19 protein-coding genes are annotated in these 25,392 nt (G+C 42.6%); 11 read left to right on the top strand and 8 right to left on the bottom strand.

Annotated features, from left to right (window positions below):
* Window positions 1-34 precede the first annotated feature (34 nt).
* Window positions 35-739 carry a short-chain dehydrogenase gene (locus A0256_08545; GenBank protein AMR31469.1) on the bottom strand — a complete coding sequence of 235 codons (705 nt, stop codon included), beginning with the start codon at window positions 737-739 and terminating at the stop codon, window positions 35-37.
* 120 nt (window positions 740-859) lie between these two features.
* Between A0256_08545 and A0256_08540 the strand changes: the two genes are divergently transcribed.
* The 5 genes from A0256_08540 (at window position 860) to A0256_08520 (ending at window position 5,539) form a co-directional block, all read left to right on the top strand.
* Window positions 860-1,591 (top strand): ABC transporter permease, encoded by a 732-nt coding sequence (locus A0256_08540; GenBank protein ID AMR31468.1) that lies wholly within the window; start codon window positions 860-862, stop codon window positions 1,589-1,591.
* Window positions 1,588-2,340, top strand: a complete 753-nt coding sequence (locus tag A0256_08535; GenBank protein ID AMR31467.1) for an ABC transporter ATP-binding protein — start codon at window positions 1,588-1,590, stop codon at window positions 2,338-2,340. The genes A0256_08540 and A0256_08535 overlap by 4 nt, the downstream gene beginning before the upstream one ends.
* A 105-nt stretch (window positions 2,341-2,445) precedes the next feature.
* Window positions 2,446-3,333 carry an oxidoreductase gene (locus A0256_08530; GenBank protein AMR31466.1) on the top strand — a complete coding sequence of 296 codons (888 nt, stop codon included), beginning with the start codon at window positions 2,446-2,448 and terminating at the stop codon, window positions 3,331-3,333.
* Window positions 3,334-3,430: 97 nt separating this feature from the next.
* Complete coding sequence (locus A0256_08525; GenBank protein ID AMR31465.1) at window positions 3,431-4,492, top strand: hypothetical protein; 1,062 nt, start codon at window positions 3,431-3,433, stop codon at window positions 4,490-4,492.
* Between the two features lie 84 nt (window positions 4,493-4,576).
* A complete protein-coding gene (locus A0256_08520; GenBank protein AMR31464.1) occupies window positions 4,577-5,539 on the top strand; it encodes an oxidoreductase in 963 nt (320 codons plus the stop codon).
* A gap of 508 nt (window positions 5,540-6,047) precedes the next feature.
* Here A0256_08520 and A0256_08515 read toward each other — a convergent pair.
* The 4 genes from A0256_08515 to A0256_08500 all read right to left on the bottom strand — a co-directional run bounded on the left by A0256_08515 (window position 6,048) and on the right by A0256_08500 (window position 11,182).
* A complete protein-coding gene (locus A0256_08515) occupies window positions 6,048-8,315 on the bottom strand; it encodes an aconitate hydratase (GenBank protein ID AMR31463.1) in 2,268 nt (755 codons plus the stop codon).
* Between the two features lie 188 nt (window positions 8,316-8,503).
* Window positions 8,504-9,601 (bottom strand): glucose dehydrogenase, encoded by a 1,098-nt coding sequence (locus A0256_08510; GenBank protein AMR31462.1) that lies wholly within the window; start codon window positions 9,599-9,601, stop codon window positions 8,504-8,506.
* A gap of 88 nt (window positions 9,602-9,689) precedes the next feature.
* On the bottom strand, window positions 9,690-10,508 hold the full coding sequence (locus A0256_08505; protein AMR31461.1) for a hypothetical protein: 819 nt from the start codon (window positions 10,506-10,508) through the stop codon (window positions 9,690-9,692).
* Between the two features lie 53 nt (window positions 10,509-10,561).
* Window positions 10,562-11,182, bottom strand: coding sequence for a polysaccharide deacetylase (locus A0256_08500; protein AMR31460.1), 621 nt, complete (start codon window positions 11,180-11,182; stop codon window positions 10,562-10,564).
* A 78-nt stretch (window positions 11,183-11,260) separates the two neighbouring features.
* Between A0256_08500 and A0256_08495 the strand changes: the two genes are divergently transcribed.
* The 5 genes from A0256_08495 (at window position 11,261) to A0256_08475 (ending at window position 16,010) form a co-directional block, all read left to right on the top strand.
* Window positions 11,261-12,703, top strand: a complete 1,443-nt coding sequence (locus A0256_08495; protein AMR31459.1) for a transporter — start codon at window positions 11,261-11,263, stop codon at window positions 12,701-12,703.
* 27 nt (window positions 12,704-12,730) lie between these two features.
* Entirely contained in the window at window positions 12,731-14,080 is a 1,350-nt protein-coding gene (locus A0256_08490) for an efflux transporter periplasmic adaptor subunit (protein AMR31458.1), read from the top strand.
* A gap of 177 nt (window positions 14,081-14,257) precedes the next feature.
* Window positions 14,258-15,265, top strand: a complete 1,008-nt coding sequence (locus tag A0256_08485; GenBank protein ID AMR31457.1) for a glycerol-3-phosphate dehydrogenase — start codon at window positions 14,258-14,260, stop codon at window positions 15,263-15,265.
* 29 nt (window positions 15,266-15,294) lie between these two features.
* Window positions 15,295-15,636 (top strand): hypothetical protein, encoded by a 342-nt coding sequence (locus A0256_08480; protein AMR31456.1) that lies wholly within the window; start codon window positions 15,295-15,297, stop codon window positions 15,634-15,636.
* A 59-nt stretch (window positions 15,637-15,695) separates the two neighbouring features.
* On the top strand, window positions 15,696-16,010 hold the full coding sequence (locus A0256_08475; GenBank protein AMR31455.1) for a hypothetical protein: 315 nt from the start codon (window positions 15,696-15,698) through the stop codon (window positions 16,008-16,010).
* A gap of 124 nt (window positions 16,011-16,134) precedes the next feature.
* Here A0256_08475 and A0256_08470 read toward each other — a convergent pair whose 3' ends face one another.
* Complete coding sequence (locus A0256_08470) at window positions 16,135-17,979, bottom strand: DEAD/DEAH box helicase (protein AMR31454.1); 1,845 nt, start codon at window positions 17,977-17,979, stop codon at window positions 16,135-16,137.
* 541 nt (window positions 17,980-18,520) lie between these two features.
* Window positions 18,521-19,522, bottom strand: coding sequence for a N(6)-L-threonylcarbamoyladenine synthase TsaD (locus A0256_08465; GenBank protein AMR31453.1), 1,002 nt, complete (start codon window positions 19,520-19,522; stop codon window positions 18,521-18,523).
* Between the two features lie 192 nt (window positions 19,523-19,714).
* On the opposite strand from A0256_08465, the gene A0256_08460 reads away from it, so the two are divergent.
* The gene (locus A0256_08460; protein ID AMR31452.1) at window positions 19,715-24,136 is read left to right on the top strand and encodes a hypothetical protein; all 4,422 of its coding nucleotides are present in this window, start codon (window positions 19,715-19,717) and stop codon (window positions 24,134-24,136) included.
* Window positions 24,137-24,159: 23 nt separating this feature from the next.
* Here the strand turns inward: A0256_08460 and A0256_08455 are convergent, their stop codons facing one another.
* On the bottom strand, window positions 24,160-25,389 hold the full coding sequence (locus tag A0256_08455; GenBank protein ID AMR31451.1) for a bifunctional 3,4-dihydroxy-2-butanone 4-phosphate synthase/GTP cyclohydrolase II: 1,230 nt from the start codon (window positions 25,387-25,389) through the stop codon (window positions 24,160-24,162).
* Window positions 25,390-25,392 lie beyond the last annotated feature (3 nt).

Here is a 25,392-nt window from a genome sequence, read left to right as displayed (position 1 = left end):
TGTTTAGTGTTTTAATTAGCGTTATTGTAAATTTCTAGATCTGTCCAAATTTTGGTGTAATGATCATCTCGTCAACATTAGCGCCAGTACTCATATTGTAAATTTCAATCAGGGCTGCGGCTATATCTTCCGGCAGTACCATCCTGTTTTTATCAACTTCCATCCCGGCCCATGAGTCTGTCAATGTTGAGCCCGGGATAATAGCTGTTACTTTCACTCCGTGTGGCTGCATTTCGAGTTTCATTACCTTATTAAGACCTAATAACGCATACTTTGTTACGCTGTATACCCCGGCCTCTACCACCGGGTTTATAGCTGCAATGGAGCATATATTGAAGATATGCCCTTTACCGACAGAAACCATGCGTTTACCGAAGAAACGGTATAGTTCATAGGCAGGCATCAGGTTGGTATCTATCTGTTTTTGGAAAGAATCGTCAGTATCATCAAGTATAAAAGCGTGCTTGTACATCCCTACATTATTCACAATAATGTCGACGAAGCCCATGTTTTTCTCGGTGAATTCGGCAAAATTTATAAGCTCGGCCCGCTTGCTGCAGTCTGCAGCCATGGTAAACACACTAATTTGAGGGGCTATCTGTAAAAGTTCTGCTTTAAAATGCAATAATTCTTGCGCATTGCGAGAACAAATTGCCACGTTTATTCCTTGTTTAGCGAAAGCAATAGTTATGGCCCGGCCCATGCCTTTTGTAGCCGCAGTTATTAAAGCGTTTTTCATAATAGATAAGTAATTTTTACAGGTGAGCTGAGATATATTCTTATTAAAAGTAATTCAATTATAACAAGCAGGGAAGCTTTCTATTAAAAAATGTATTTTTAACCGCATTTATCAATTACGATGATTTACAGTTTAGGAAAATATATACTCTTACTGCGCCTGAGTTTTAAACGGCCAGAAAAGTTCAGCGTTTACTGGGCAGAAGTAATGCGCGAGATGGTATCCGTTGGGATAGGTTCGCTTGGTATCATAGCCATTATCTCCGTATTTATTGGAGCGGCTACTACTATACAGGTGGCATTCCAGTTATCAAGCCCACTGGTACCGCTGAGTATTGCCGGTAAAATTGCGCGCGACTCTACCATCCTGGAATTTAGCCCTACCATTTCGGCACTGGTTCTGGCCGGCCGTGTAGGATCCAGCATTGCATCGCAGATTGGCACCATGCGGGTTACCGAGCAGATAGATGCCCTGGAGATTATGGGCGTAAATGCACCCGGCTATCTGATTGCACCCAAAATCATCGCTTGTATCACAATGGTACCATTGCTGGTTATCGTATCCATAGCACTGGGTATGACAGGTGGCTACATAGCTTGTTTATTTGGCGGTGAAGTAACACCTGCGGATTACATTATGGGTTTACGCGATGGTTTCGATCCGCTTACTATTCGGGTTGCGTTGGTAAAAGCTTTCGCATTTGGTTTTATCATTGCGTCCATATGTGCCTACCAGGGTTTTTACACCTCCGGTGGAGCACTTGAAGTTGGCCAGTCGGCAACTAAAGGTGTTGTGTACAGCTGTGTGATGATCTTGTTTGCAGACCTTGTAGTTACCCGTTTGATGCTATGATAAAAATAGAAGACATTTACAAAACATTCGGCGATAACGACGTACTGAAGGGTATCAGCGCTACTTTCCAAACTGGTAAAAATAACCTGATCATTGGCGGTTCCGGATCCGGAAAAACAACCCTGCTCAAGTGTATTGTTGGCTTACACGAGCCTACTAAAGGGGATGTTTTTTTTGAAGAAGAAAACTTTACCGATATGGATTTTACCGCCCGCGTGCCCATCCGTACGCAAATAGGAATGCTGTTTCAAAATTCCGCATTATTTGATTCCATGACGGTGGAGGAAAATATCATGTTTCCGCTTAATCTGTTCACCAAACAATCTATCTCCGAAAAACGCGACCGGGCCAATTTTTGCCTGGACAGGGTAAATCTGAAAGATAAAAATAAGCTGTACCCGGCAGAGCTATCCGGCGGAATGAAGAAGCGTGTTGGCATTGCACGAGCTATTGCTATGGAGCCAAAGTATCTGTTTGTGGATGAGCCTAATTCAGGCCTCGATCCAAAAACATCTATTGTAATTGACGACCTGATCAATGAACTAACAGAAGAATACCAGATGACCACCGTTATCGTTACGCACGATATGAACTCAGTTATGGGCATCGGGGATAATATCATCTTCTTGCATCAGGGCCAAAAATGGTGGGAAGGCAGTAATAAGGACATAGCCCATACCGATAATAAAGAGTTGAACGATTTTGTATTCGCCAGCAAGTTTATGCAGGCAGCAAAGGATAAGCTGTAAATAGTATTTAGTAGCAAGTATCGAGTATTTAGACAAGGCATTACAGCCAAATTTCTGATATTTGTAAAATCTAGATACTTAATAAGCAATACTTGATACTTTAACATGATCCAACTCCTTACCCCAACCCACTGGAAAGATTACGAGCTGATTGATTGCGGCGACTTTGAAAAACTGGAAAGGTTTGGCAATATCGTACTCATCCGACCCGAGCCGCAGGCTGTTTGGAGCAAAACGCTGACTGCAGACCAGTGGCAAAAAATCCACCATATCAAATTTAAAGGCCGTTCTGCCACCGCGGGCGATTGGGTAAAAAAGGATCCTAAAACCCCCGATCGCTGGCATATCGAATACAAGAATAATGATGTCAAGATCAATTTCAGATTGGCACTAACTTCATTTAAGCATTTGGGCATCTTTCCTGAGCAAGCCGTTAACTGGGATTATATTTCTGATAATATTAAAAAGTTCAGTACCCCCACCCCAAAGGTGCTCAATCTTTTTGCTTATACCGGCGGTGCATCGTTAATTGCCAAAGCAGCTGGTGCAGATACCACCCACGTTGATTCGATAAAACAAGTGGTTACCTGGGCCAATGAGAACCAGGAGCTCTCGGGCATTAAAGATATTCGCTGGATGGTAGAGGATGCGCTTAAGTTTGTAAAGCGCGAGGTAAAGCGTGGCAAAACTTATAACGGTATTATTCTTGATCCTCCCGCATACGGCAACGGCCCCAACGGCGAAAAATGGAAACTGGAAGATAACATCAATGAGATGATGAATGATGTGATCCAGCTGCTGGATCCTGATGAGCATTTCCTGATTCTTAATACTTACTCTTTAGGTTTCTCTTCTGTGATCATCGAAAATCTGATCAAAAAAGCTTTCCCTAAAGTGGAGAATTTAGAGATAGGTGAGCTATATCTCCAGGCTACCGCAGGGCCCAAATTACCGCTTGGCGTGTTTGGTAAATTTTATAAAAATAAGTCCTGATAGAATTCTGCTATTTCTATCTTTACAAGAATTATATTTAGCTAAATATTAAATAATTGGCCAATATTAGCCGGTACATGTCAAACATCTCCATTCTATGAAATTTAAAAACGCTCTTTTTTCTGCCTTGTTCTTACTTTGCACGGTAGTCCTTTTCACCAATTGCACGCAAAGCGGCAGCAAACAAGCAACCGATAAGAAGGGCGATAGCACAGCCAAAAAAGCGGAGGACGGACCAGACACGCTAAGCGTAGTAAAGTCCGACTACCCACCTACTGATAAAGCCAAATATGACTCTCTGCTAAAGTTTAATGCACATGGTGATACCAGCGGCAGATGGCCCGTTAAAAACCAGCCATATCCATTGGGTGGTGCAATTTTGCCTTACAAACGTGTTGTGGCATTTTACGGTAACCTATACTCTAAACGGATGGGAATTTTGGGCGAATTAGCGCCAAACGAAATGCTGGCCAAACTAAAAGGAGAAGTAAAAGCCTGGGAAAAGGCTGATCCCAAAACACCAGTACAACCGGCTTTGCACTATATAGCGGTAGTTGCGCAGGGAGACGGCGGTAAGGACGGAAAATTCCGTTACCGGATGCCTTTTAAACAAATAGACAGCGTTTTGGCATTAGCCAAAAAAGCACATGCCATTGTTTTCTTGGATGTGCAGGTTGCATTGAGTAATATACAGGCAGAGTTACCTTTATTTGAGCCATATTTAAAAATGCCACAGGTTCATTTTGGTATGGACCCGGAATTCTCTATGAAAGATGGCAGCAAACCCGGCAAAAAAATCGGCACCTATGATGCTGCCGATATTAACTTTGTAACCGACTACCTGGCAAAAATTGTTAAAAAGAATGGCCTTCCGCCAAAAATCCTGGTTGTTCACCGCTTTACCAGGAAAATGGTAACTAACTATAAAAATATCAAATTGCGCCCTGAAGTACAGGTAGTAATGGACATGGATGGCTGGGGCGAACCAGACTTGAAAACCGGTACCTATCGCTATTTCATCAACCAGGAACCGGTACAGTTTACAGGCTTTAAATTGTTCTACAAAAACGATATTAAGAAAAAGCCAAACCACCTGCTTACACCTGATGAGGTTTTGAAAAACTACAAACCTTACCCTATTTACATTCAGTATCAGTAATTATTGCTGGTTTAAAAAGAAAAACAAAAGCCCTGAGCCATCAAGCTCAGGGCTTTTTTACGGACTAATTTTTATTTTTGACGTATGACGAAATGGGGAATTATTGGTTGCGGGCGTATTGCGCATCGGTTTATGCAGGGCATAAATGCTTTGCCGGATAATTTGTTGGCAGCATCTTGGTCACGCAGGGCAGAAACGGTGACAGCATTTGTCAATGAGCATGGCGGAACAGCTTGCGCCCATATTGATGAGTTACTGGCCAGCGACATTGATGCGGTTTACATAGCCACCCTGCCCAACAGCCATGCAGAATACTGCATAAAAGCACTTAATGCAGGTAAACCCGTACTATGTGAAAAGCCAGCTACACTGAACCTGCCACAGCTGGATGAAGTGCTTAGTGTTGCTAAAGCAAAGAACCTGTTGTTTATGGAAGGGATGAAGCCACCATTTTACCCGCTTTATATTAAATTACTGGAATACATTAAACAGGATCCAATTGGACCGGTTGGCTATGTCAGAGCCGGATCATCGGTTGCAGATGTAGCTAAAGATCATCCCAACTTTAGTTACGAACTGGCCGGCGGCAGCTTGATGGGTATTGGCATCTATGAGGCTTTTCTTGCCGTAAGCTGGCTGGGGGCTACGCAGGATGTACAAGCAATGGGCCATATAAATGAAACCATGATAGATATGTTCAGCATATTCCAAACTAAACACGAACACGGTTACTCCCAGGTATATTGTGGCTTCGATCTGCACGGTAAAGGCGATGCATTGATCTGTGGTACCATCGGCCATATCACCATCCACAAAAACTGGTGGAACCCGGCCAAAGCTACGATCAGCTATTTAGACGGCCGCACCGTTGTTATTGACGAACCCTTTACCGCCGGCGGATTAAACTATGAAACAGCTCATTTTATTGGTCTGCTGAGAGCAGGAAAAATAGAAAGCCCCATTGTACCATGGGAAATGTCACGACGGATGATCGCCATGATAGATGAGGCAAGAAGGCAAGTGGGCTTGAAGTTTATTGGAGAATAAATATCTGAAATTAATCATTGTCATGCTGACGAAGGAAATATCCTCCGCTACCGCGAGCTTCCAGCTCGTGGTACGCACATTGTCAGCTTCCAGCTGACGTCAGGTGGAAGCCTATAAAATATCAGAACACTAGATGCGCTGCGCTCCGCGGCAGCAAACAAAAAGAGCCTTCCCATTAGGAATGCTCATATTTAAAGACTTTCAACTTTAGTCTTTATGCTTTTAGCTTAAGAGCCCATTTGTCCGCTACCGCGAGCTTCTAGCTCGTGGTACGCACATTGTCAGCTTTCAGCTGTCGCCAGCTGGAAGCTTGTAACGATCCGCTACCGCGAGCTTCCAGCTCGTGGTACGCACATTGTCAGCTTTCAGCTGACGTCAGGTGGAAGCCTATAAAATATCACAACACGAGATACGCTGCGCTAATCTCCGCGGCAGCAAACAAAAAGAGCCTTCCCATTAGGAAGGCTCATAATTAAAAACTTTTAACTTTAGTCTTTATGCTTTTAGCTTAAGAGGCCATTTGCCTGCGGATGATGTTTAGCGCACCGCCTGCTTTAAACCACTCAATTTGTTGTGCGTTGTAAGTATGATTAACCTGGAAGCTTTCGCTTGTACCATCGGCATGATGCAATACAACGGTTAACTGGTGACCCGGTGCAAAGGTGGTTAAACCTGTTACATCGATCACGTCATCCTCAAGGATCTTATCGTAATCATTGCTATCCGCAAAGGTGATACCCAGCATACCCTGTTTCTTCAGGTTGGTTTCGTGGATACGGGCAAATGATTTCACCAGGATTACACGTACGCCTAAATGACGAGGCTCCATAGCCGCGTGCTCGCGAGATGAACCTTCACCATAATTCTCATCACCAACAACAATAGAACCGATGCCATGTGCCTTATAATCGCGTTGGGTGGCAGGAACCGGGCCGTATTCACCGGTTAACTGGTTCTTAACGCTATCCGCATTCAGATTAAAATAGTTGATGGCACCGATCAGCATATTGTTTGATATGTTATCCAGGTGACCACGGAATTTTAACCACGGGCCGGCCATAGAAATATGATCGGTAGTACATTTGCCTTTTGCCTTGATTAACAGCTTTAAGCCGGTGATGTCAGTACCTTCCCATGGGGTGAAAGGATCCAGCAATTGCAAACGTGCAGAAGTTGGGCTAACCTTAACTTCTACAACACTGCCATCTTCAGCAGGTGCCTGATAACCGGCATCCTCAACCGCATAACCACGTACCGGCATTTCTATACCCAGCGGTTCATCCAGCATCACCTGCTCACCATCTTTGTTTGTTAAAGTATCGGTAAGTGGGTTAAAGGTTAAATCACCTGCAATAACCATAGCGGTTACAATTTCCGGTGAAGCTACAAATGCGTGTGTATTGGGGTTACCGTCCTGGCGTTTAGCAAAGTTACGGTTGAAAGAGGTAATGATCGAGTTCTTCCGGGTTGGATCATTGGTATGTCGAGCCCATTGACCAATACACGGACCGCAGGCGTTTGCCAATACCACACCGCCCATGCTTTCGAAGGTACCTAAGTAACCATCGCGCTCAACAGTGTAACGCACCAGCTCCGAACCCGGAGTGATGGTGAATTCAGCCTTTGTTTCCAGGTGCTTATCAATAGCCTGCTTAGCGATAGATGCCGAACGGGTAATATCTTCGTAAGATGAGTTAGTACATGAACCTATCAATCCAACTTCCAATTCTACCGGCCAGTTGTTCTCACGAACTGCAGAAGCAAATTTAGAGATGGGCCAGGCCAGATCCGGTGTAAAAGGACCATTGATATGTGGTTCCAGTTCAGATAAATTGATCTCGATAACCTGGTCAAAGTATTCGTTCGGATTAGCGTAAACCTCATCGTCGCCAGTTAAGTGCTCAGCTACGGCGTTAGCCAGTTCTGCAACTTCTGCGCGTGATGTACCGCTTAAGTAGGTAGCGATCTTTTCATCGTAACCGAAGATAGATGTGGTAGCACCAATTTCGGCACCCATGTTACAGATAGTCCCTTTACCGGTAGCAGACAGTGAACGTGCACCTTCGCCAAAATATTCAACAATAGCACCAGTACCACCTTTTACGGTAAGGATACCAGCAACCTTTAAAATAACATCTTTAGCCGAAGCCCAGCCTGATAGTTTGCCGGTTAATTTAACACCGATCAGCTTAGGGAATTTAAGCTCCCATGGCAAACCTGCCATAACATCGCATGCATCAGCACCACCAACACCAATGGCAACCATACCCAAACCACCAGCGTTAGGCGTATGTGAATCGGTACCGATCATCATACCACCGGGGAAAGCATAGTTTTCTAATACTACCTGGTGAATGATACCTGCGCCGGCTTTCCAGAAACCGATTCCGTATTTATCTGATACTGATGAAAGAAAATCGTAAACTTCTTTATTAATATCAACAGCTGTGCTCAAATCTTCAACAGCGCCAATTTTAGCCTGGATCAGGTGATCGCAATGTACGGTTGAAGGGACAGCCACCTGTGGGCGACCTGCCTGCATAAACTGCAAAAGAGCCATTTGTGCCGTAGCATCCTGCATGGCAACGCGGTCTGGTGCAAAGTCAACGTAGTCGGTACCGCGTTCAAAAGCTTTTTTAGCATCGCCTTCAGAAAGGTGAGCGTATAATATTTTTTCTGTAAGAGTAAGATGTTTACCGGTTGCGGTACGTGCAGCCGCAATGCGGGTGCTGTAGCGATCGTAAACTTTTTTGATCATATCTAAATCAAAAGCCATATTGTTTGATTTTTTTTAGTGGGTAAAAAAGGTTCGCAATCGGTTTCCGATTGGTCAGCCGCGAATTTACAAATTATAAACTTTATTCACAGTCAGCGATTTGCACAAATGCTATTTAGATGCGATATAAATAAGATGAAACAAATATAAATGCCTAATTCTTGTATGGTAAAATATCAAAAGGCACGTTACTTACTAACTTTAATAACCTTATCATTACCTCCATTACTGGTAATTATATAAACCACGCCATCCGGGGAAACAGCTACATCCCGCAGGCGGCCATATGTACTTTTATAAAAGATATTTACTATATCCACCTTATCTCCGGCGGCGTTCAGCTTTAATTGTAATAGTTCCTGATCTTTCAATACAGCCAATAAAAGGGAATTCTTCCATTGAGGAATAGCATCGTTGTTATAATAATCTATCCCAGACGGAGCAATCGTAGGAGTCCATGCAAAGATTGGTTCAACAACATTGTTCATTGTACAAAAATCGGGTTCGCTACCGGTACTGCAAAAGCCTTCCACGTTTGGCCATCCAAAGTTTCGGTTCTTTTGAATGATGTTGATCTCGTCATCCGTAGTATTACCATGTTCGGAACTGTATAGCCTGTCTCCCACAAATACAAGCCCTTGAGGGTTGCGGTGCCCGTAACTCCAAAGGGGGCTGCCGGGAGTTGGGTTGTCTGCGGGGATACTGCCATCCAGGTTGATCCGTTGAATTTTGCCAGCAAAACTGTTTTGATCCTGTGCCCTTGATGACACCGAAGCATCACCGCTGGTAATAAATAGTTTTTTATCTGGAGAAATTGCCAGCCGGGTACCGTTATGTACGTTTGATGCCGGAATATTATCCAGCAGCACAACCGGATTAACCAGCGTGGTGCCATTGTAGGTGAACTTTACTATCTTTTTGGTGTAGGTGCCGCCTTTGCTGTAGTTATAAGCCACGAAAACTTCGGGTGTGTTGGCAAAATCGGGATGCAGCACCATACCCAGCAAACCGCCCTCTCCCTGTGAAACCACTTCGCTAATTGTAACAACCGGCGTTATCGAACCATCTACAGGGTCAATGCGACTAATTTTTCCGCCACGCTCGGTTATCCAGAGCTTGTTATCAGGACCCCATAATATCTCCCATGGAAACGTGAGGTTTTGGGTGAGCACCGCATCCTTTAAGGTTGCATCGCCAGGGGTAACTGGTGTAGTTGTTGGGCTTTTTTTACAAGCAGTTAGCAATAGCAAACTTGCAGCAGCAATGTATATAATCCTTGTTCTCATATCCGTGTGTGTTTATAATTGACTGATAATTAACAAACACGGATATCGCTAATTTGTTCGGATGCTGCTATCGATGATAAGATTCGGCCTATTGTATTAACCATTTGTAAAATACCGGGAACTCGCCGCGCCATTGCTTTTCATTGTGCTTTGCTCCTGTAACTACCAGGGGATTTGGTACCTGCATGCGGTTGAACCCTTTCGCCATTAGTACAGAATCCATCTTTAGCACATCGCCCACCTCGTTATCCCCCTCCATATCGCCACAGGCAAAAAAGAACTTCTGCTTTGTACCATTACTGGCGTTGGTTACCAGGGGATACATTTGCGGCGCTATCCAAAACGATGGTGAAAACACCCCGGCCACACCAAACACCTTTGGGTACTTTACTGCAGCATACATCGAGATCAGTCCCCCCATCGAGCTGCCCGCTATTGCAGTATACCTGGCGGCTGTTTTTGTGCGATATAAACTATCGATATGTGGTTTTAAAGTTTTAACGATAAACTCCACGTAGGCATCACCTTGTGTCCTGGCATACTTATTATCGTACGGACTATATTCAGCCATCCGGTACTGGCTATCATTATCTATTCCTACAATTATCGCTTGCTGCTTCACCGGAAAAGTTTTCACCGTTGAATCTACCAGCCAGCTGCCTGCAAAGCTGGTATTTCCAGTAAAAATATTTTGCCCGTCGTGCATGTAAATTACCGGGTACTTCTTGTTAGCTGTTCCATAACCGGCAGGCAGGAAAACCCTGATAGTACGCTCCCGGTTTAATTGCGGCATTTTTATTTGGGAGATGACAACACGGGCGGTGTCGGAAGGTTGAGCGGCAGCATCTAGCATTAAAAACGCGCTTGAAACCGTCAAAGCGATTTTTACAAATAGTTTTATATACATGCCGAAAGATAGCAAATTAGTGAGTCAACCGACCTGAAAAAATGGTAAAGCTATTAGGCAAGTACACCAAACGTATACCCCTGTTTGCTCCAATGTTCCAGAGCCAGCGGTAACGTGTACTTTAACCGGTCGAAGGCCTTTTGGCTATCATGAAAAACTACGATCGAGCCGTCAGCGGTATGTTTGAGCACATTCTTTAGGCATTTCTCTGGTTTAAGATCAATATCGAAATCTCCACTCAGTACATCCCACATAATAATTTTCAGATCCGGCTTAGCTTTTTTCAAAAGGTCAATCTGTTTGCGCTTGATCCGGCCATAGGGTGGGCGAAAGAGCTTACTATGGGTTAAACCGTCGCATTTTAGAAAATTTTCTAAATAAATTTCGCTGTCGGTATCCCAGCCCCGCAAGTGGTTATAGGTATGATTACCTATGGCGTGGCCATCATTTACTACTGCATTAAATACTTCAGGGTGCTTGTTAATATTATCGCCAATACAAAAGAAGGTGGCTTTGGCATCGTACTCTTTTAAAATATTTAACACAAATGGTGTAACAATGGGTATAGGGCCGTCGTCAAAAGTCAGAAAAATACAGCGACTACCCGGCTTCACATGCCATATTAGCTTAGCATAAAGCATTTTAAGAAGCCAGGGACTTTTTACCAGATACATGTCAACTAAGTTTAAGTTGTTTATTAAAATTAAAAATACCTTGCCAAGTAATTCCGTTACTTACCAGTAATATTAATTATGAAACCAAAATTACCCATCACAAAAGTAACCATTGCTTGCCTCTTATTACTTCCAGTATCTATTTTTACAGCAAAAGCCCAGGAATTGATTACCCTGCAAAAGGCTGTAGACCGGACACTCGATCGTAATCTTACCATTAAACAAGCCCAAATAAGCGAGGCTTTAAGTACTGAGGACTATAAACAATCAAAATATAACTTATTACCGGCCCTTAGTGCCGGCCCGCAAGCGTCTTATAACTTCGGTCGTAATATTGACCCGTCTACCAACCAGTTTATTAACCAAAGTATTTTTGCAGTTAGCGGAAACGTTAATGCGCAGGTAACATTGTTCCAGGGAGGACAGTTGCGCAACCAGATCATCCAAAACCGCATTTTAGTTGATGTAAATAAAAGCAACACCGCCAAGGTTAAAAACGATTTGGTGCTGAGTGTGGTAACTCAGTATTTGACCATTTTAACCAACCAGGATTTGGTGACCGCAGCTAAACAACAAATAGATATTGCTAAAATAGCGCTGGACAGGGCTCAAAAAAATTATGATGCCGGCAACCAAACTCTTGCAGATCTGTCGCAAGCTAAAGCTCAGCAATCAACGGCAGAACTTAATTTAACAACAGCCCAAAACCAATTAGACCTATCGGTACTGGTGTTAAAGCAATACATGGAAATGAATCCGCTGGATGAAATAACGGTGGAAAAGCCCGACATCAGTAAGTTTACAAACGTACAAACCAGTTTCGACGGTGCAACAATTATTAAAACAGCTTTGGAAATTAACCCGGATGTAAAGCTTGCAGAGGTTCGTGCCTTGTCTGTTAAGCAATCCATAAAAATTGCGCAGGGCAATTACTATCCCAGTGTTACGCTATTTGGTTCTGCAGGGTCCAACTATTCAAATGCAAGAAGGCTATTTAGTGGGGTTGTACCAAACGGGAGGATTGATACTTTAGGCTTTGTGCAAAACTCTAATCAGGTTGTAACTACTCCCGGGTATGACCAGATACTTACCAAGTACCCGTTTTTTAGGCAATTTGGCGATAACTTTAACCAGTCTTTTGGAGTTAGTCTTCAAATCCCGATATTTAATCGTTTCACAGCGCGTACCTCAGTTAAAAAAGCACGTCTGAATTACGAGAATGCCGAACTGAACACTCAACTGGCTAAAAATAACTTGAGCAAAGTGATTATCCAAGCGGTTTTGGATGTACAATCGGCACAAAAAAAGCTATTAAGTACCGAGCAAACATACCAGGCCAATAAGGAAGCTTTCAATGTTATTCAACAACGGTACAACGTGGGCCTGGTGAATTCTTTAGATTACAATACGTCATTAACCAACCTCAACAAATCTCAATTCGACCTGATACAAGCCCGCTACGAAGTAATCTTTAGAAACAAAGTAATTGATTATTATCTTGGCAATCCTATAACACTATAAACTACATAAAATCCTGAATCAAAAATCATGGGAAAGACTACTAAATATATCCTTATCAGCTTAGGCGCATTGATTGTATTGCTGATTATTTTAAAGGCTGCCGGTATTATTGGCAAACCCCAATTAACGCAGGTGGCTGTTGAAAAGGCCGACATGCGCGATATCAATGAAACAGTGTCGGCAAGCGGCAAAATCAAACCCCACATCGAAGTAAAAATTAGTCCTGAAGTAAGCGGTGAAGTGGTTGAGTTACCGATAAAAGAAGGCGATGTAGTTAAGAAAGGCCAGCTGCTTTGTAAGATTCGCCCGGATATTCTAAAATCGGGTTACGAACGCGCTGTAGCATCCTACAACTCTCAAAAAGCAAGCGTAGGTAACTCATCTCAAATGTTGAAACAATCCGAAGCTACTTTTGCCAACCAGGCTTCAATTTATAAACGCAGCCAGGAGCTCTATAAAAACAAAGTTTTAACCACCGCCGAATATGAGCAGGCTAAAGCCAATTATGAAGGTGCAAAGGCTACTTTAGAGGCCTCAAAGCAAAATGTTATCGGCTCTACCTACGGCCTGGCACAATCTCAAGCTTCTGTAAAGGAAGCGCAGGATAACTTAGCTAAAACAACTATTTATGCGCCGGTTGATGGCGTAGTGTCAAAGCTATCTATAGAAATTGGCGAGCGTGTGCTAGGCACTCAGCAATTTGCCGGTACCGAGATCATGACGATATCTGATTTGAGCAAAATGGATGTAAACGTTGATGTAAACGAAAACGACATTAACCGCATTGCTATTGGAAACAATTCCTTGATTGAAGTTGACGCCTTCCTTGGCAAAAAATTCGAAGGTCAGGTTATAGAGATAGGTAGTTCGGCCAATGTAGTAGGTACCAATGCAGACCAGGTAACTAATTTTACGGTGAAAGTGAGGATAACCGCACAATCATACATGGACTTACTAAAAAAGAATGCCGCTAACCATTCCCCATTTCGCCCTGGCTTAACCGCTACGGTTGATATTCAAACCAACCATGTGAAAGCTATGGCTGTGCCAATTCAATCGGTAACCACCCGTGAAGAAAAGAAAGACACAAAACCTGTTGATAATGGTGCCACCGATGCAAACAAGAAAACTGCCAATACGCCATTAGCTAAAGAATATGTGTATGTTTTCAACAAAGCCACAAATAAAGTAAAACAAGTGCAGGTAACCACAGGCATTCAGGATGATACCTACATCCAAATCCTGAGCGGCCTTAAAGGCGGTGAAGAAGTGGTATCAGCACCTTTTGCTGCCATCTCTAAAACCTTGAAGGATGATATGGTGGTAGAGAAAGTGGATAAATCTAAATTGTTTACAGCAGATAAAAAGAAAGACTAAACCATAGCAAAATTAAGCTTAAAGGCGGAAAGTAATATTTTCCGCCTTTTCTATTGCATTTTAATCCCGTGCTGCGTGGTTTTAACCCAATAGCCTTTTGCCTTTAGCCTTTCACCTTTTTTCACGTAATTTGCAACACAGAATTAGCAATTGGCTCTGTAGCACATTACACTCTTAATGCTTAAGCAAATAAATAAAATACTTGTAGTTGGCGGCGGTAGCTGGGCCACAGCTAATGTCAAAATGCTTACCGATAACACCGTAGATAAAGAGATCTTTTGGTGGATGCGAAATGAGCACGCAGTAGAACACATCAGCAAATTTGGCCATAATCCCAACTATTTAAGTTCTGTTGAAATAAAAGTACCAGCCGCTAATATCTCTGCCTTATTAAAACCATTGATTGCAGCTGCAGATTGCATTCTGTTAAACGTACCCGCTGCTTTTTTAAAAGAGGCTTTGAACGGCATCACCGCGGAGGATCTGGCCGATAAAAAAATTGTATCCGCTATTAAAGGCATTGTTCCTGATGAAAACCAGATCATTGGCGAATTTATGCATCAAAAGTATAACGTATCATTTAGCAATTTCATGGTGATCAGCGGCCCCTGCCATGCCGAAGAAGTAGCTTTGGAGAAACTCTCCTACTTAACTATTGCTTCACAGGATGTTGCGCTGGCAACAGAGTTTGCCTCTATGCTGAATACCCGTTATATAAAAACAATTGTTTCTGATGATATTTACGGTACCGAGTATGGCGCGGTGCTTAAAAATGTTTACGCAATTGCGAGTGGTATTTGCCATGGGGTTGGTTATGGCGATAATTTTCAAGCCGTGCTGATCTCAAACGCTATTCGCGAACTTGAGCGTTTTGTTGACCAGGTACACCCCATCGATCGCGACATCAAAGAGTCGGCTTACCTCGGCGATTTGCTGGTTACAGCCTATTCCCAGTTTAGCCGAAACAGAACTTTCGGCAACATGATAGGTAAGGGTTACACCGTCACGTCGGCACAGTTGGAAATGAATATGATTGCTGAGGGATATTATGCAGTAAATTGCCTACACCAGGTTAACAGGCAGTACAAAGTAGATATGCCCATTTGCGAAGCTGTATATGCTATTTTGTATAAAAAAAGCTCCCCCACTGTCGAAATGCGTAAACTGGCAGAGAAATTGAGTTAGTTAAGTAAATTAAATAACTTAATACCTCTATGAAACGTATATTCAAATCAACTTTGTTTGCCGCAGCCTTGCTTGCAGCATCAACAACTTTTGCACAAACTCATAAGGACACAACTTTAGGCGATAAAATTGGCCACACTGCTAAAAAAGGTTGGAAAGCGACCAAAAAAACTGCTGTTAAAGTAGGCGACAAAACAGCCGAGTTGGCCTCGAAGGGTGCTTCTACAGTTGCGGACAAGAAATATGATGATATGGTTACCGCCAGCGGAAAAACTGTTTATATCGATAAAGACTCACGTTACTATTACGTAAACAAAACAGGTCATCATGTTTACGTTAAAAAATCATCTCTGAAAGCTAAGGTAGATTAATTCAAAGAACTAAAAGCACCTGATAAAACAGGTGCTTTTTATAAAACCTTACCTGCATCATGAATATCCACAAAATCATATCGATTAAATTGTTGGCAGCGTGCATACTAGTATCGGCAGCGTGTAGCCAAAAACCGGCCAACAAACAGCTGCAGGGCAATTGGAAATCTAAAGATGGCTCTACCCATCTAAAAATAACCAGCAAGCAATTTTCGCTTGATAATGAATCGGAAGATTACTTCTTAAAAGGCGACACAATATTTACTTCCTTTGAAGGTAACTTGCCATATACCAAATTTGTAATTCAAAAACTAGACGATAAACAACTTAGCCTAGGGTTTCCAGATTCTGTAGCTGTAGAGTTTTCGCGCTAGATCTTTTCTAAAACAAAAACCTCCCGGATGCTGGGCAAACGAGAGGCTTTGTAAACAAAACTAAACTAAAACTATACCTGCGGTAAACTACCCCCGCAAGCTTTTATGAAAACTAATTAACAAATTAGAATCTTCTACGACGTTCTGGCCGCTCTTCGCGGGGTTTACCAGAGAAATCGCGGAAACCACCGCCACCGGCGCTTTTGTTCCTGTCTCTGTTAAATCCGCCTTCGCGTCTTTCACCACCACCGCTTCTTTCACGGTTATAACCGCCACCGCCTTCGCGCCTTTGGTATCCGCCTTCGCGCCTTTCACCGCCACCGCTACGGGTAGTGCTGGTTCCTTCACCGGATACTTCTATCCTTACTTCGCGGCCTTTAAATTCAACGCCTTTGAAATTGTTAGTAACCATTTCAACGTCTGCATTGCTTACTTCAAAGAATGAGTAAACTCCTTTAACATCAATTTTGCCTACTGTACGGCCGCTTATCTTTCCGTTGTTGCAAATGTAACCCAGCAAGTCGCCACGGTTGAATTCATCTACACTTCCAAGATTAATAAACAAACGGGTATATTCTGATTTACCGGTAGCATCGCGCGTTCCGCGCTCGCCACGGTCACCATCACGCATCCTGTCATCAGCCGGAGCATTCAGGTCAGGAGCATTTTTATAATAATCTAAAAAGCGGTTAAATTCTAAAGATGCAAAACGTTTGATTACATCCTCTTTGCTCAGCTCAGCAAACTCATCCATAATACGCGGGATGTATTGCTCGATCTGGCTTTCGTTAACCTCTACATTGTGTACTTTATGCACCAATGCAAATAATTGCTTTTCGCAAACATCAAAGCCAGTAGGTATTTCACCCTTAACAAACTTTTTACCGATGGTGCGCTCAATCTGGCGTATTTTGCCAAGCTCTTTACTGTTGATGATAGCGATAGATACACCGGTTTTACCTGCACGGGCTGTACGGCCGCTACGGTGGGTGTAGTTTTCTATCTCATCAGGTAAACTATAGTTAATAACGTGTGTAACATCATTAACATCTATCCCACGTGCGGCAACATCTGTAGCAATCAATAGTTGCAGACTGCGCTCGCGGTAACGTTTCATTACCTTATCACGTTGTTGCTGAGATAGATCACCATGTAAAGAATCGGCGTTGTAACCGTCTTTAATAAGTGCCTCTGCAATTTCCTGAGTCTCAATTTTAGTACGGCAAAATACAATACCGAAGATCTCCGGATTATTATCAACTATACGCTTAAATGCGGCATATTTATCACGGGCACGTACTACATAGTACTCGTGGTCGATATTCACATTACCTGTGTTTTTTTCGCCCATGGTTAACTCAAAAGGGTTATCCATGTATTTTTTAGCGATCCTTCTAACTTCAGAAGGCATAGTGGCAGAAAACAGCCAGGTTTTTTTCTCGTCAGGAGTGGTGGATAAAATACTGTCAATGTCTTCCTGAAAGCCCATGTTGAGCATCTCATCAGCCTCATCCAATACTACAAACTTAACCTGCGAAAAGTCTATCGCCTTACGGTTAATAATGTCGAGCATACGGCCCGGTGTAGCTACAACGATCTGTACGCCGCGTTTAATCTGGCGTAACTGATCTTGAATACTTGCACCGCCATAAACGGCAACAACATTAACGTTGTTCATTTTTTTGGCGTAGTTCTTAATGTCGTTCGTGATCTGTAAGCAAAGCTCACGTGTCGGGCATAAAACAAGCGCCTGCGGATGATTTTCTTCGAAATCGAGCAGTTCCAATAGCGGCAGTCCAAAAGCAGCTGTTTTACCGGTCCCTGTTTGGGCTAATCCGACAAAATCGTTGCTGCCTGTTAACAATACCGGAATTGACTGTTCCTGGATTGGTGTTGGATTTTCAAATCCTAACTCAGAGATGGCATTAACAATATCATGACGGATTCCCAGTTGAATAAATGGGTTCATGAATTAAAATAACGTATTTGGCTACATCGCCAAATCGAGCGCAAAGGTAGGTTTAATTTCATTACAAAGCAACACCAATTTACCAATTTAAAATTATGGCAATTAACATTACAGATTAAACTATAAATAGCTTAAAATCAGTAGCTATTTTACAATAAACATTTAAGTTAAAATAATGTCTTATAATTTCATGCACATGAAAGTAACACAACCGTTCCCCCAGATCTAATCAGGTAGGAAGATAATAATAACAAGAAGTACGGAATTTAGTAATTCCCCGCCTTATGCTCTAAGATCATGTAGGTGATGCAGCCAACAACAATTACACCCAACACAAATAGGCCAAGAATGCCTTTACGCTTGTCCTGGCGCATCAGCCAAATTAAAAAAGCAATTAACGGCAACACAAATATTGCCCAGAAAATGAGTGATGGAATTGACATATACCTCCCTAACCCCCTGAAGGGGGAATAAAATATTAATATTTTAATTAAACTATCGCCTCTTATTATCCCGCACCCCTTCAGGCGCCGGGGGGCAGTTACATTGGCATCCTTGCCAGCGGAGCAACCTCCTGCCCTACAAATTCGCCTTTTAAAAATTTATAATACCCTGCAATGGCTATCATTGCAGCATTATCAGTACAATATTCAAATTTGGGAATAAAGCAGTTCCAGCCTTTATCGGCGCACAGCTTTGTTAAACCTTCCCGTAACCCCGTATTAGCAGATACGCCACCAGCAAGTGCTATATCAACTATCCCGTACTCCTCTGCGGCACGCTTGAGTTTGTTTAGCAGTATAGTAGCAATACGTTTCTCTACCGAAGCACAAATATCGGGCAGGTTTTCTTGTATAAAATCGGAGTTCTTAGCAACGTTATCTCTTATAAAATATAAAATTGCAGTTTTTACCCCGCTAAAACTAAAATTATACCCGGGAATTTGCGGCTCAGGAAACCTGTAGGCATCAGGGTTGCCACTACGCGCATATTTATCTATCAACGGACCACCTGGATAAGGCAGACCTAAAATTTTGCTTGTTTTATCCATTGCCTCTCCTGCCGCATCATCCAGCGTTTGGCCAATTACTTCCATATCGAAATAATCTTTCACCAATACGATCTGTGTATGCCCGCCGGACACGGTAAGGCACAAAAAAGGGAAGGTTGGTTTATTATCAGCAATGAAATGAGCCAAAATGTGCGCCTGCATGTGATTAATATCTATCAATGGGATATTACTGGCCAGCGCAAATGCCTTTGCAAATGATACGCCCACCAATAAAGAACCTAAAAGGCCGGGGCCGCGCGTGAAAGCTACTGCATCAATATCATTTTTGTTTACTTTTGCGTTCAATAAAGCTTGCTGTACAGCAGGAACAATGTTTTGTTGATGCACCCTGGAGGCAAGCTCGGGCACAACACCTCCGTAAGCTTCGTGAATGGTTTGATTTGCAATAACATTGCTTAATATCTTGCCATCAACACAAACAGATGCGGAGGTTTCATCACAAGAAGATTCGATTCCTAAAATTACGGGCACGTTTATGAATTATTGAATGATTGAATTTGTGATCAGAAAACAAACCATTTACCGATAAATATGTATAGCGATATAGCTAACGCAACAAATCGATAAGAAGCTACTAAATTAAACCGCAAAGTTATTAAAAAACTACTCAAAATAGCGTTAAGCATTGTATTGATAATTCTGCTGCTAATCAGCATTGTGTTAATGCTGTTTCAATATAAACCCGTTCAGACATGGGCCGCAAAAAAAGCGACAGCTTACTTATCAAAAGAGCTAAATACCAAGGTTGATATTAAAAGCCTTTATTTTGTGCCTTTTAAATCAGTTGTACTGGAGGGCATGTACGTGTTAGATAAGCAGCAGGATACCCTGATAAGCACGCCGAAGTTAGCTTTTGAGCTGAGCGGATTTTCAGTATTCAACAGTATTAAAAAGAGGGTACTCGATTTTAAGTCGATTCAGCTTGACAATGGCTCGGTATACCTTAAAAAGCAAAAAGACAGCACCACTAATCTTAAATTTATATTAGACTATTTCAACTCCGGCGGTGATACTACCAAAACCACAAAAACCGGAAAACCGTGGACACTCAACTTTGAAAAGATCACCCTTAATAATTTCCATTTTAAATACAAAAACAAACTCAGTACAGAAGTAATAAGCGGGGTAAATTTCAATGATGTAGACGTAGACCATTTCAGCTTGGTACTGCATAATATGGATGTGCAAAATCACCTGTTTAAAGCCAATATTACGGGCTTAACATTACATGAGAAAAGCGGGTTCTATGTAAAAAACTTTAATGCTAATACTACGATCGATACAACGGCTATCCTGCTGCAGAACCTTAATATTATAACCCCTAACTCGAATGTTAAAAATTTCTTCAGGATGAATTTTAAATCCTTTAACGATTTTGACGATTTCGAGAATAAGGTGAATATGGATGCCGATTTTAAATCATCCCACCTTTCATCAAAAGATGTAGCCTACTTCACCAGCACGCTAGGGAAAATCAATTTCGAACTGGGCGTAGACGGCCGCATACGAGGTCTGGTGAATAACCTGAGAGCAAACAATCTGACTGTTACCGCAGCTCAAGCAACTTTTATTAGGGGAGATTTTCATCTATCAGGTCTCCCGGATTGGGAAAATACATTTCTGCAACTGAAATTTGAGCAGGTAGCCAGCAACAAGAAAGACCTGGATTACCTTTATAAGCATTTTACCGGCAACCCTACTGCCAGGCTTCCGGCAGTGGTAGGTAAATTTGGAAACGTGAATTTTAGCGGCAGGTTTACCGGTTTACAAAATGATTTTGTCGCCTTCGGTACCTTCAAAACTGCACTTGGCCGCTTTGACCCGGATATTAACTTAAAAATTAACAAAAAAGGTATTCCAAGCTACAGCGGGAAGATAAGCACCTCCAACTTTGATTTGGGTACGCTCATTGATGATAAAACACTGGGACGCGCTACCCTCACAGGAAATGTAAGCGGCAGCGGGGATGCCCTTAACAACCTCAATATAAAGGGGAATGCGAATATTAAGTCTATTGGTGTTAAAGGTTATACCTATACTAACCTGGTGACTAACGGCACATTTGCGAAAAAGATAGCGGCAGGTAAGCTGAGCATTAACGATAGGAATATTAAACTTTTTATAAGCGGCAGTGTTAATCTCAATCCCAAATTGCCTGTTTTTAATTTTACAGGTAATGTTGAAAATGCAAGGCTGCAATCTCTAAAGCTGCTTAAAGATACTATTACCTTCAACACTACATTGAATACTAATTTTTCCGGTAACAATCTGGAGAATTTAGACGGCCATATTTTATTGACCAGTATCAGAGTAGCTGATCCGCGAAAGGTTTATACAATTGACACCTTATCGATAGATGCAAACGGCAAAGGGAATGACCGCACGATAGCGCTCAAATCAGACCTTGCAGATGGCAGTATAAAAGGAACCTTTGACCTGGCCACCCTTCCCTCCTACTTTAAAAGCATTGCTAAAAAATATATCCCGTCGTTAAAAACAGATATTGGCAAGCCAAAGCTTCAGCACTTTGATTTTAACCTGACTTTAAAAAATCTCGACCCTGTAACGGCAATGTTTTTTCCAGATTTAAAAATACCTGAGCAGGGTACGTTCCTGGGAAAATTCAATTCGGATGACAAGACGGCAACGCTAACCGGCTTTGTAAAAACCATTAAGTATGGCAAAATAGTATTTCATGATTTCATTATTGATGAAAGCACAAGCGAGGATCTACTTGGCCTCAACTTATCATTAAGCCGGGTGGATCTTACCGACAGCCTATTTATTAAAGATATCAACATTACCAACTTCCTCAAAAAAGACAGCCTTAACTTCAACATAAAGTTATCGGATAAGACAGCAACCAACCAGCTGGATCTGTACGGGCTGGTTGAATTCGGGCGGGATACAACGGCTAAGTTAAAATTGCTGCCATCTGAAATTGTACTGGAAAGGCAAAAATGGAAGATCCAGGATCAGGTGCGGATCAGGTTGCTGGATGGTAAAACCCAGGTATCAGGCTTCGAGCTATCCAACGGAATTCAAAAGGTCAAAATCAATGGTTTTATTTCGGATAATCCCGAAGATCAGTTAAAGCTTAGTTTTCAGAAGTTTAGCATGTCAACGCTTAACCAGCTCACCAAATCATCCGGCGTACAACTTAAAGGTGCACTTAATGGTGATGTGGTGCTTACCTCTGTTATTAAAAAACCAGGGGTGGATGCCAACCTTACCATCGATTCCCTTACCATGAATAAAACGCTTATTGGGGATGTCAAATTAAAATCAAACCTGGATAATCAGCGGGAAGAGGCCAACGTGAAAATGAACATTACGCATCAGGGGTTGGAAACGCTTAATATAGCCGGTATTTACACTTTGGGGCATGATGCTGGCGATAACCTTGATTTTGATGTAAAGATGGACCATACGGAAGCCATCATTTTTGAGCCCTTTGTAAAGGGCCTGGTGTCTGATCTGAAAGGGACAGTCTCTGCCAACCTTAAACTTTCAGGGTCACCAAGCAGTCCCAGCCTCAACGGCGACTTGTCACTAAACAATACCGGAGTTACGGTAGATTATCTAAAAACTGCGTACACGGTACAGCATACGGTAAGTGTAGATAATAGCACCATAACTATAAAAGATATGGTACTGAAAGATTTTAAGGGTGGCACTGGTACCGCTAACGGAACGGTAGATCTTAATAATCTAAGCAACCCCAACATAGATATTACACTGGAAGCTAAAAACCTGCTGGCGCTTAATACTACCTTTAAAGACAATCACCTTTATTACGGAACGGCCTATGGCTCGGGCACCTTTAAGTTCCAGGGACCGGTGGATAACATGAAGATTGATATTACCGCCAGCACCCAGGAGGGCACTATATTTAATATTCCACTTAACACTTCAGCTACTGCTGCCGATTACGACTTTGTCCGCTTTGTTGACCACAATGATACGCTTAAAAAGGTAGTGTCGAAGATCAACGCCTTTAATGGTGTTACACTGAATTTCGACCTCACCATTGATGAAAAAACCATAGTGCGTATCAGCACCGATTACGGTGTTTTAGAAGGAACCGGCCAGGCAAAAAACTTAAAGCTCAATATCAACAGCTTGGGTGACTTTGAGATGTTTGGTGATTTCTTGATCACCTCCGGGAAATTTGAATTTACGGCCAAGGATTTTATAAGTAAAAACTTTGTGGTAAGTCAGGGCGGCACCATCCGGTGGACCGGAAATCCATCTAACGCAGAGATCAATTTAAAGGCCTTGTATGAAGTACGGACAGATATATCGCCGTTGTATAACGCAGCGGGTTTGCAATCGCCTTACGGCCCTAAACAGGTACTGGTGCAGGCTGAGTTGCTGATAACTAAATCGCTGATACAACCTAATATCGATTTCAATTTTAATTTCCCGGTAGATCCTTCCATCAAAGATGATTTAAGCACCTACCTGGCCGATAATAACAACCGCAGCCAGCAGGCCCTAAGCATTATTGTACGGCGTAACTTTGCATCAGGTACCGGTACTAATCTTACCAACCAGGTAGTGGGTACGGCTACAGAAGCGGTGAGTGAATTTGCTTTTAACAAGCTGAATAACTTAATATCGCAATCCAATATTAAAAACATCGATCTTAACATCCGGTCCTTCAACGATGCCAGTCTTGGATTTCGTTTGTTTAACGACCGCCTTTCGGTAAACGGCAGTTTTTACTCAAACAGCGGCTCCAGCGATATTTTCAATAATCGCGGCAGCTTGTTCAATTCTGACTTCCGGTCCTTAAATAAAGATTTTGAAATGCAGTACCTCATTCGTAAGGATGGAAACTTACGTGTGCGGTATTCTTACCGTGCCCTAAACAGTACCACGCTCAATACGATCAATGATGCTTTGGGGGTACAATATGTAAATGGTATTGGCTTGGTTTACCAGCGCGACTTTGATACTTTCGGGGAATTTTTCAGGAACATATTCCGACAGAGCCGACGTGACAAAGCACCGGTTAATCCGCTGCCTGTGCCAGCTACAACTACCCCTGCGGTTATCAACGGAGGCCCCTCTGAAGATTAAGGTAATAATGAGGACGAAGAGAATTAATGCTCACGCATAATAGCGTGATCCATTTTATCTCTTTTTGTTCTTAAGTATGCTTCGTTATGCGGGTTGGATGCTATTTCTATCGGCAGATTTTCGATCACTTCCAATCCGTAGCCGATTAAGCCGGCGCGTTTTTTTGGATTATTGGTCAGCAATCTCATTTTTGAGATGCCCAGGTTACGTAGAATCTGTGCACCAATGCCATAATCGCGCTGATCCATGCTAAAGCCAAGTTTTATGTTGGCTTCTACAGTATCCAATCCATTTTCCTGTAAGTGGTATGCTTTTAATTTATTAATGAGCCCAATCCCACGGCCCTCCTGGTTCATATAGATAATAACCCCTTTGCCTTCTTTGCTGATGATCTCCATCGCTTTGTGCAGCTGAGGGCCACAATCGCAACGGCATGAGCCAAAGATATCACCCGTTACACAAGAACTGTGAACGCGCACCAAAATTGGCTCGTCAGGCTCCCATTCTCCTTTAACAAGCGCAAGGTGATTTTCTCCGGTATCCATCTGCGTGTAGGCAACCATATCAAAATCTCCCCACTCGGTTGGCATTTTAACAGATACTTCCTTACGTACCATAGATTCGGTACTGAGCCTGTAGGCAATAAGATCTTTAATAGAAACGATAACAAGGTTAAACTCCCTGGCCATATCCAATAGTTCTGGCAGGCGGGCCATGTCGCCATCCTCTTTCATTATCTCACAAATTACGCCGGCAGGTTCAAAACCAGCCAATACCGAGAAATCAATCGCGGCCTCAGTGTGGCCAGATCGGCGTAGAACACCGCCATCCTTAGCAATCAGCGGGAAAATATGCCCCGGGCGACCCAAATCATCCGGCTTAGTTGCAGGGTCTATTAAAGCAAGCGTGGTTTTAGAACGGTCTGTAGCAGATATACCAGTGGTACAGCCATGGCCCAGCAAATCAACAGATACCGTAAAATTGGTTTCGTGCGAGGTTGTATTGCGCGTAACCATTGGCTCCAATTCCAGCTCACTGGCTCGTTGTTTGGTAATAGGGGCACAAACCAATCCACGCCCATACTTAACCATAAAGTTTATGGCCTCTGGCGTGGCATTGCGGGCAGCAGTTAAAAAGTCACCTTCATTCTCGCGGTCTTCATCATCAACAACAATAATAGTCTTACCCGCTTTTATGGCTTCTATTGCTTCCGGTATGGTATTGAGCATTTCTTTAAGTTTTCCAGGCCCCATAGG

Source organism: Mucilaginibacter sp. PAMC 26640 (assembly GCA_001596135.1).
In the GTDB taxonomy this organism is placed as follows: domain Bacteria; phylum Bacteroidota; class Bacteroidia; order Sphingobacteriales; family Sphingobacteriaceae; genus Mucilaginibacter.
This window is presented reverse-complemented; position numbering and strand designations above follow the sequence as displayed.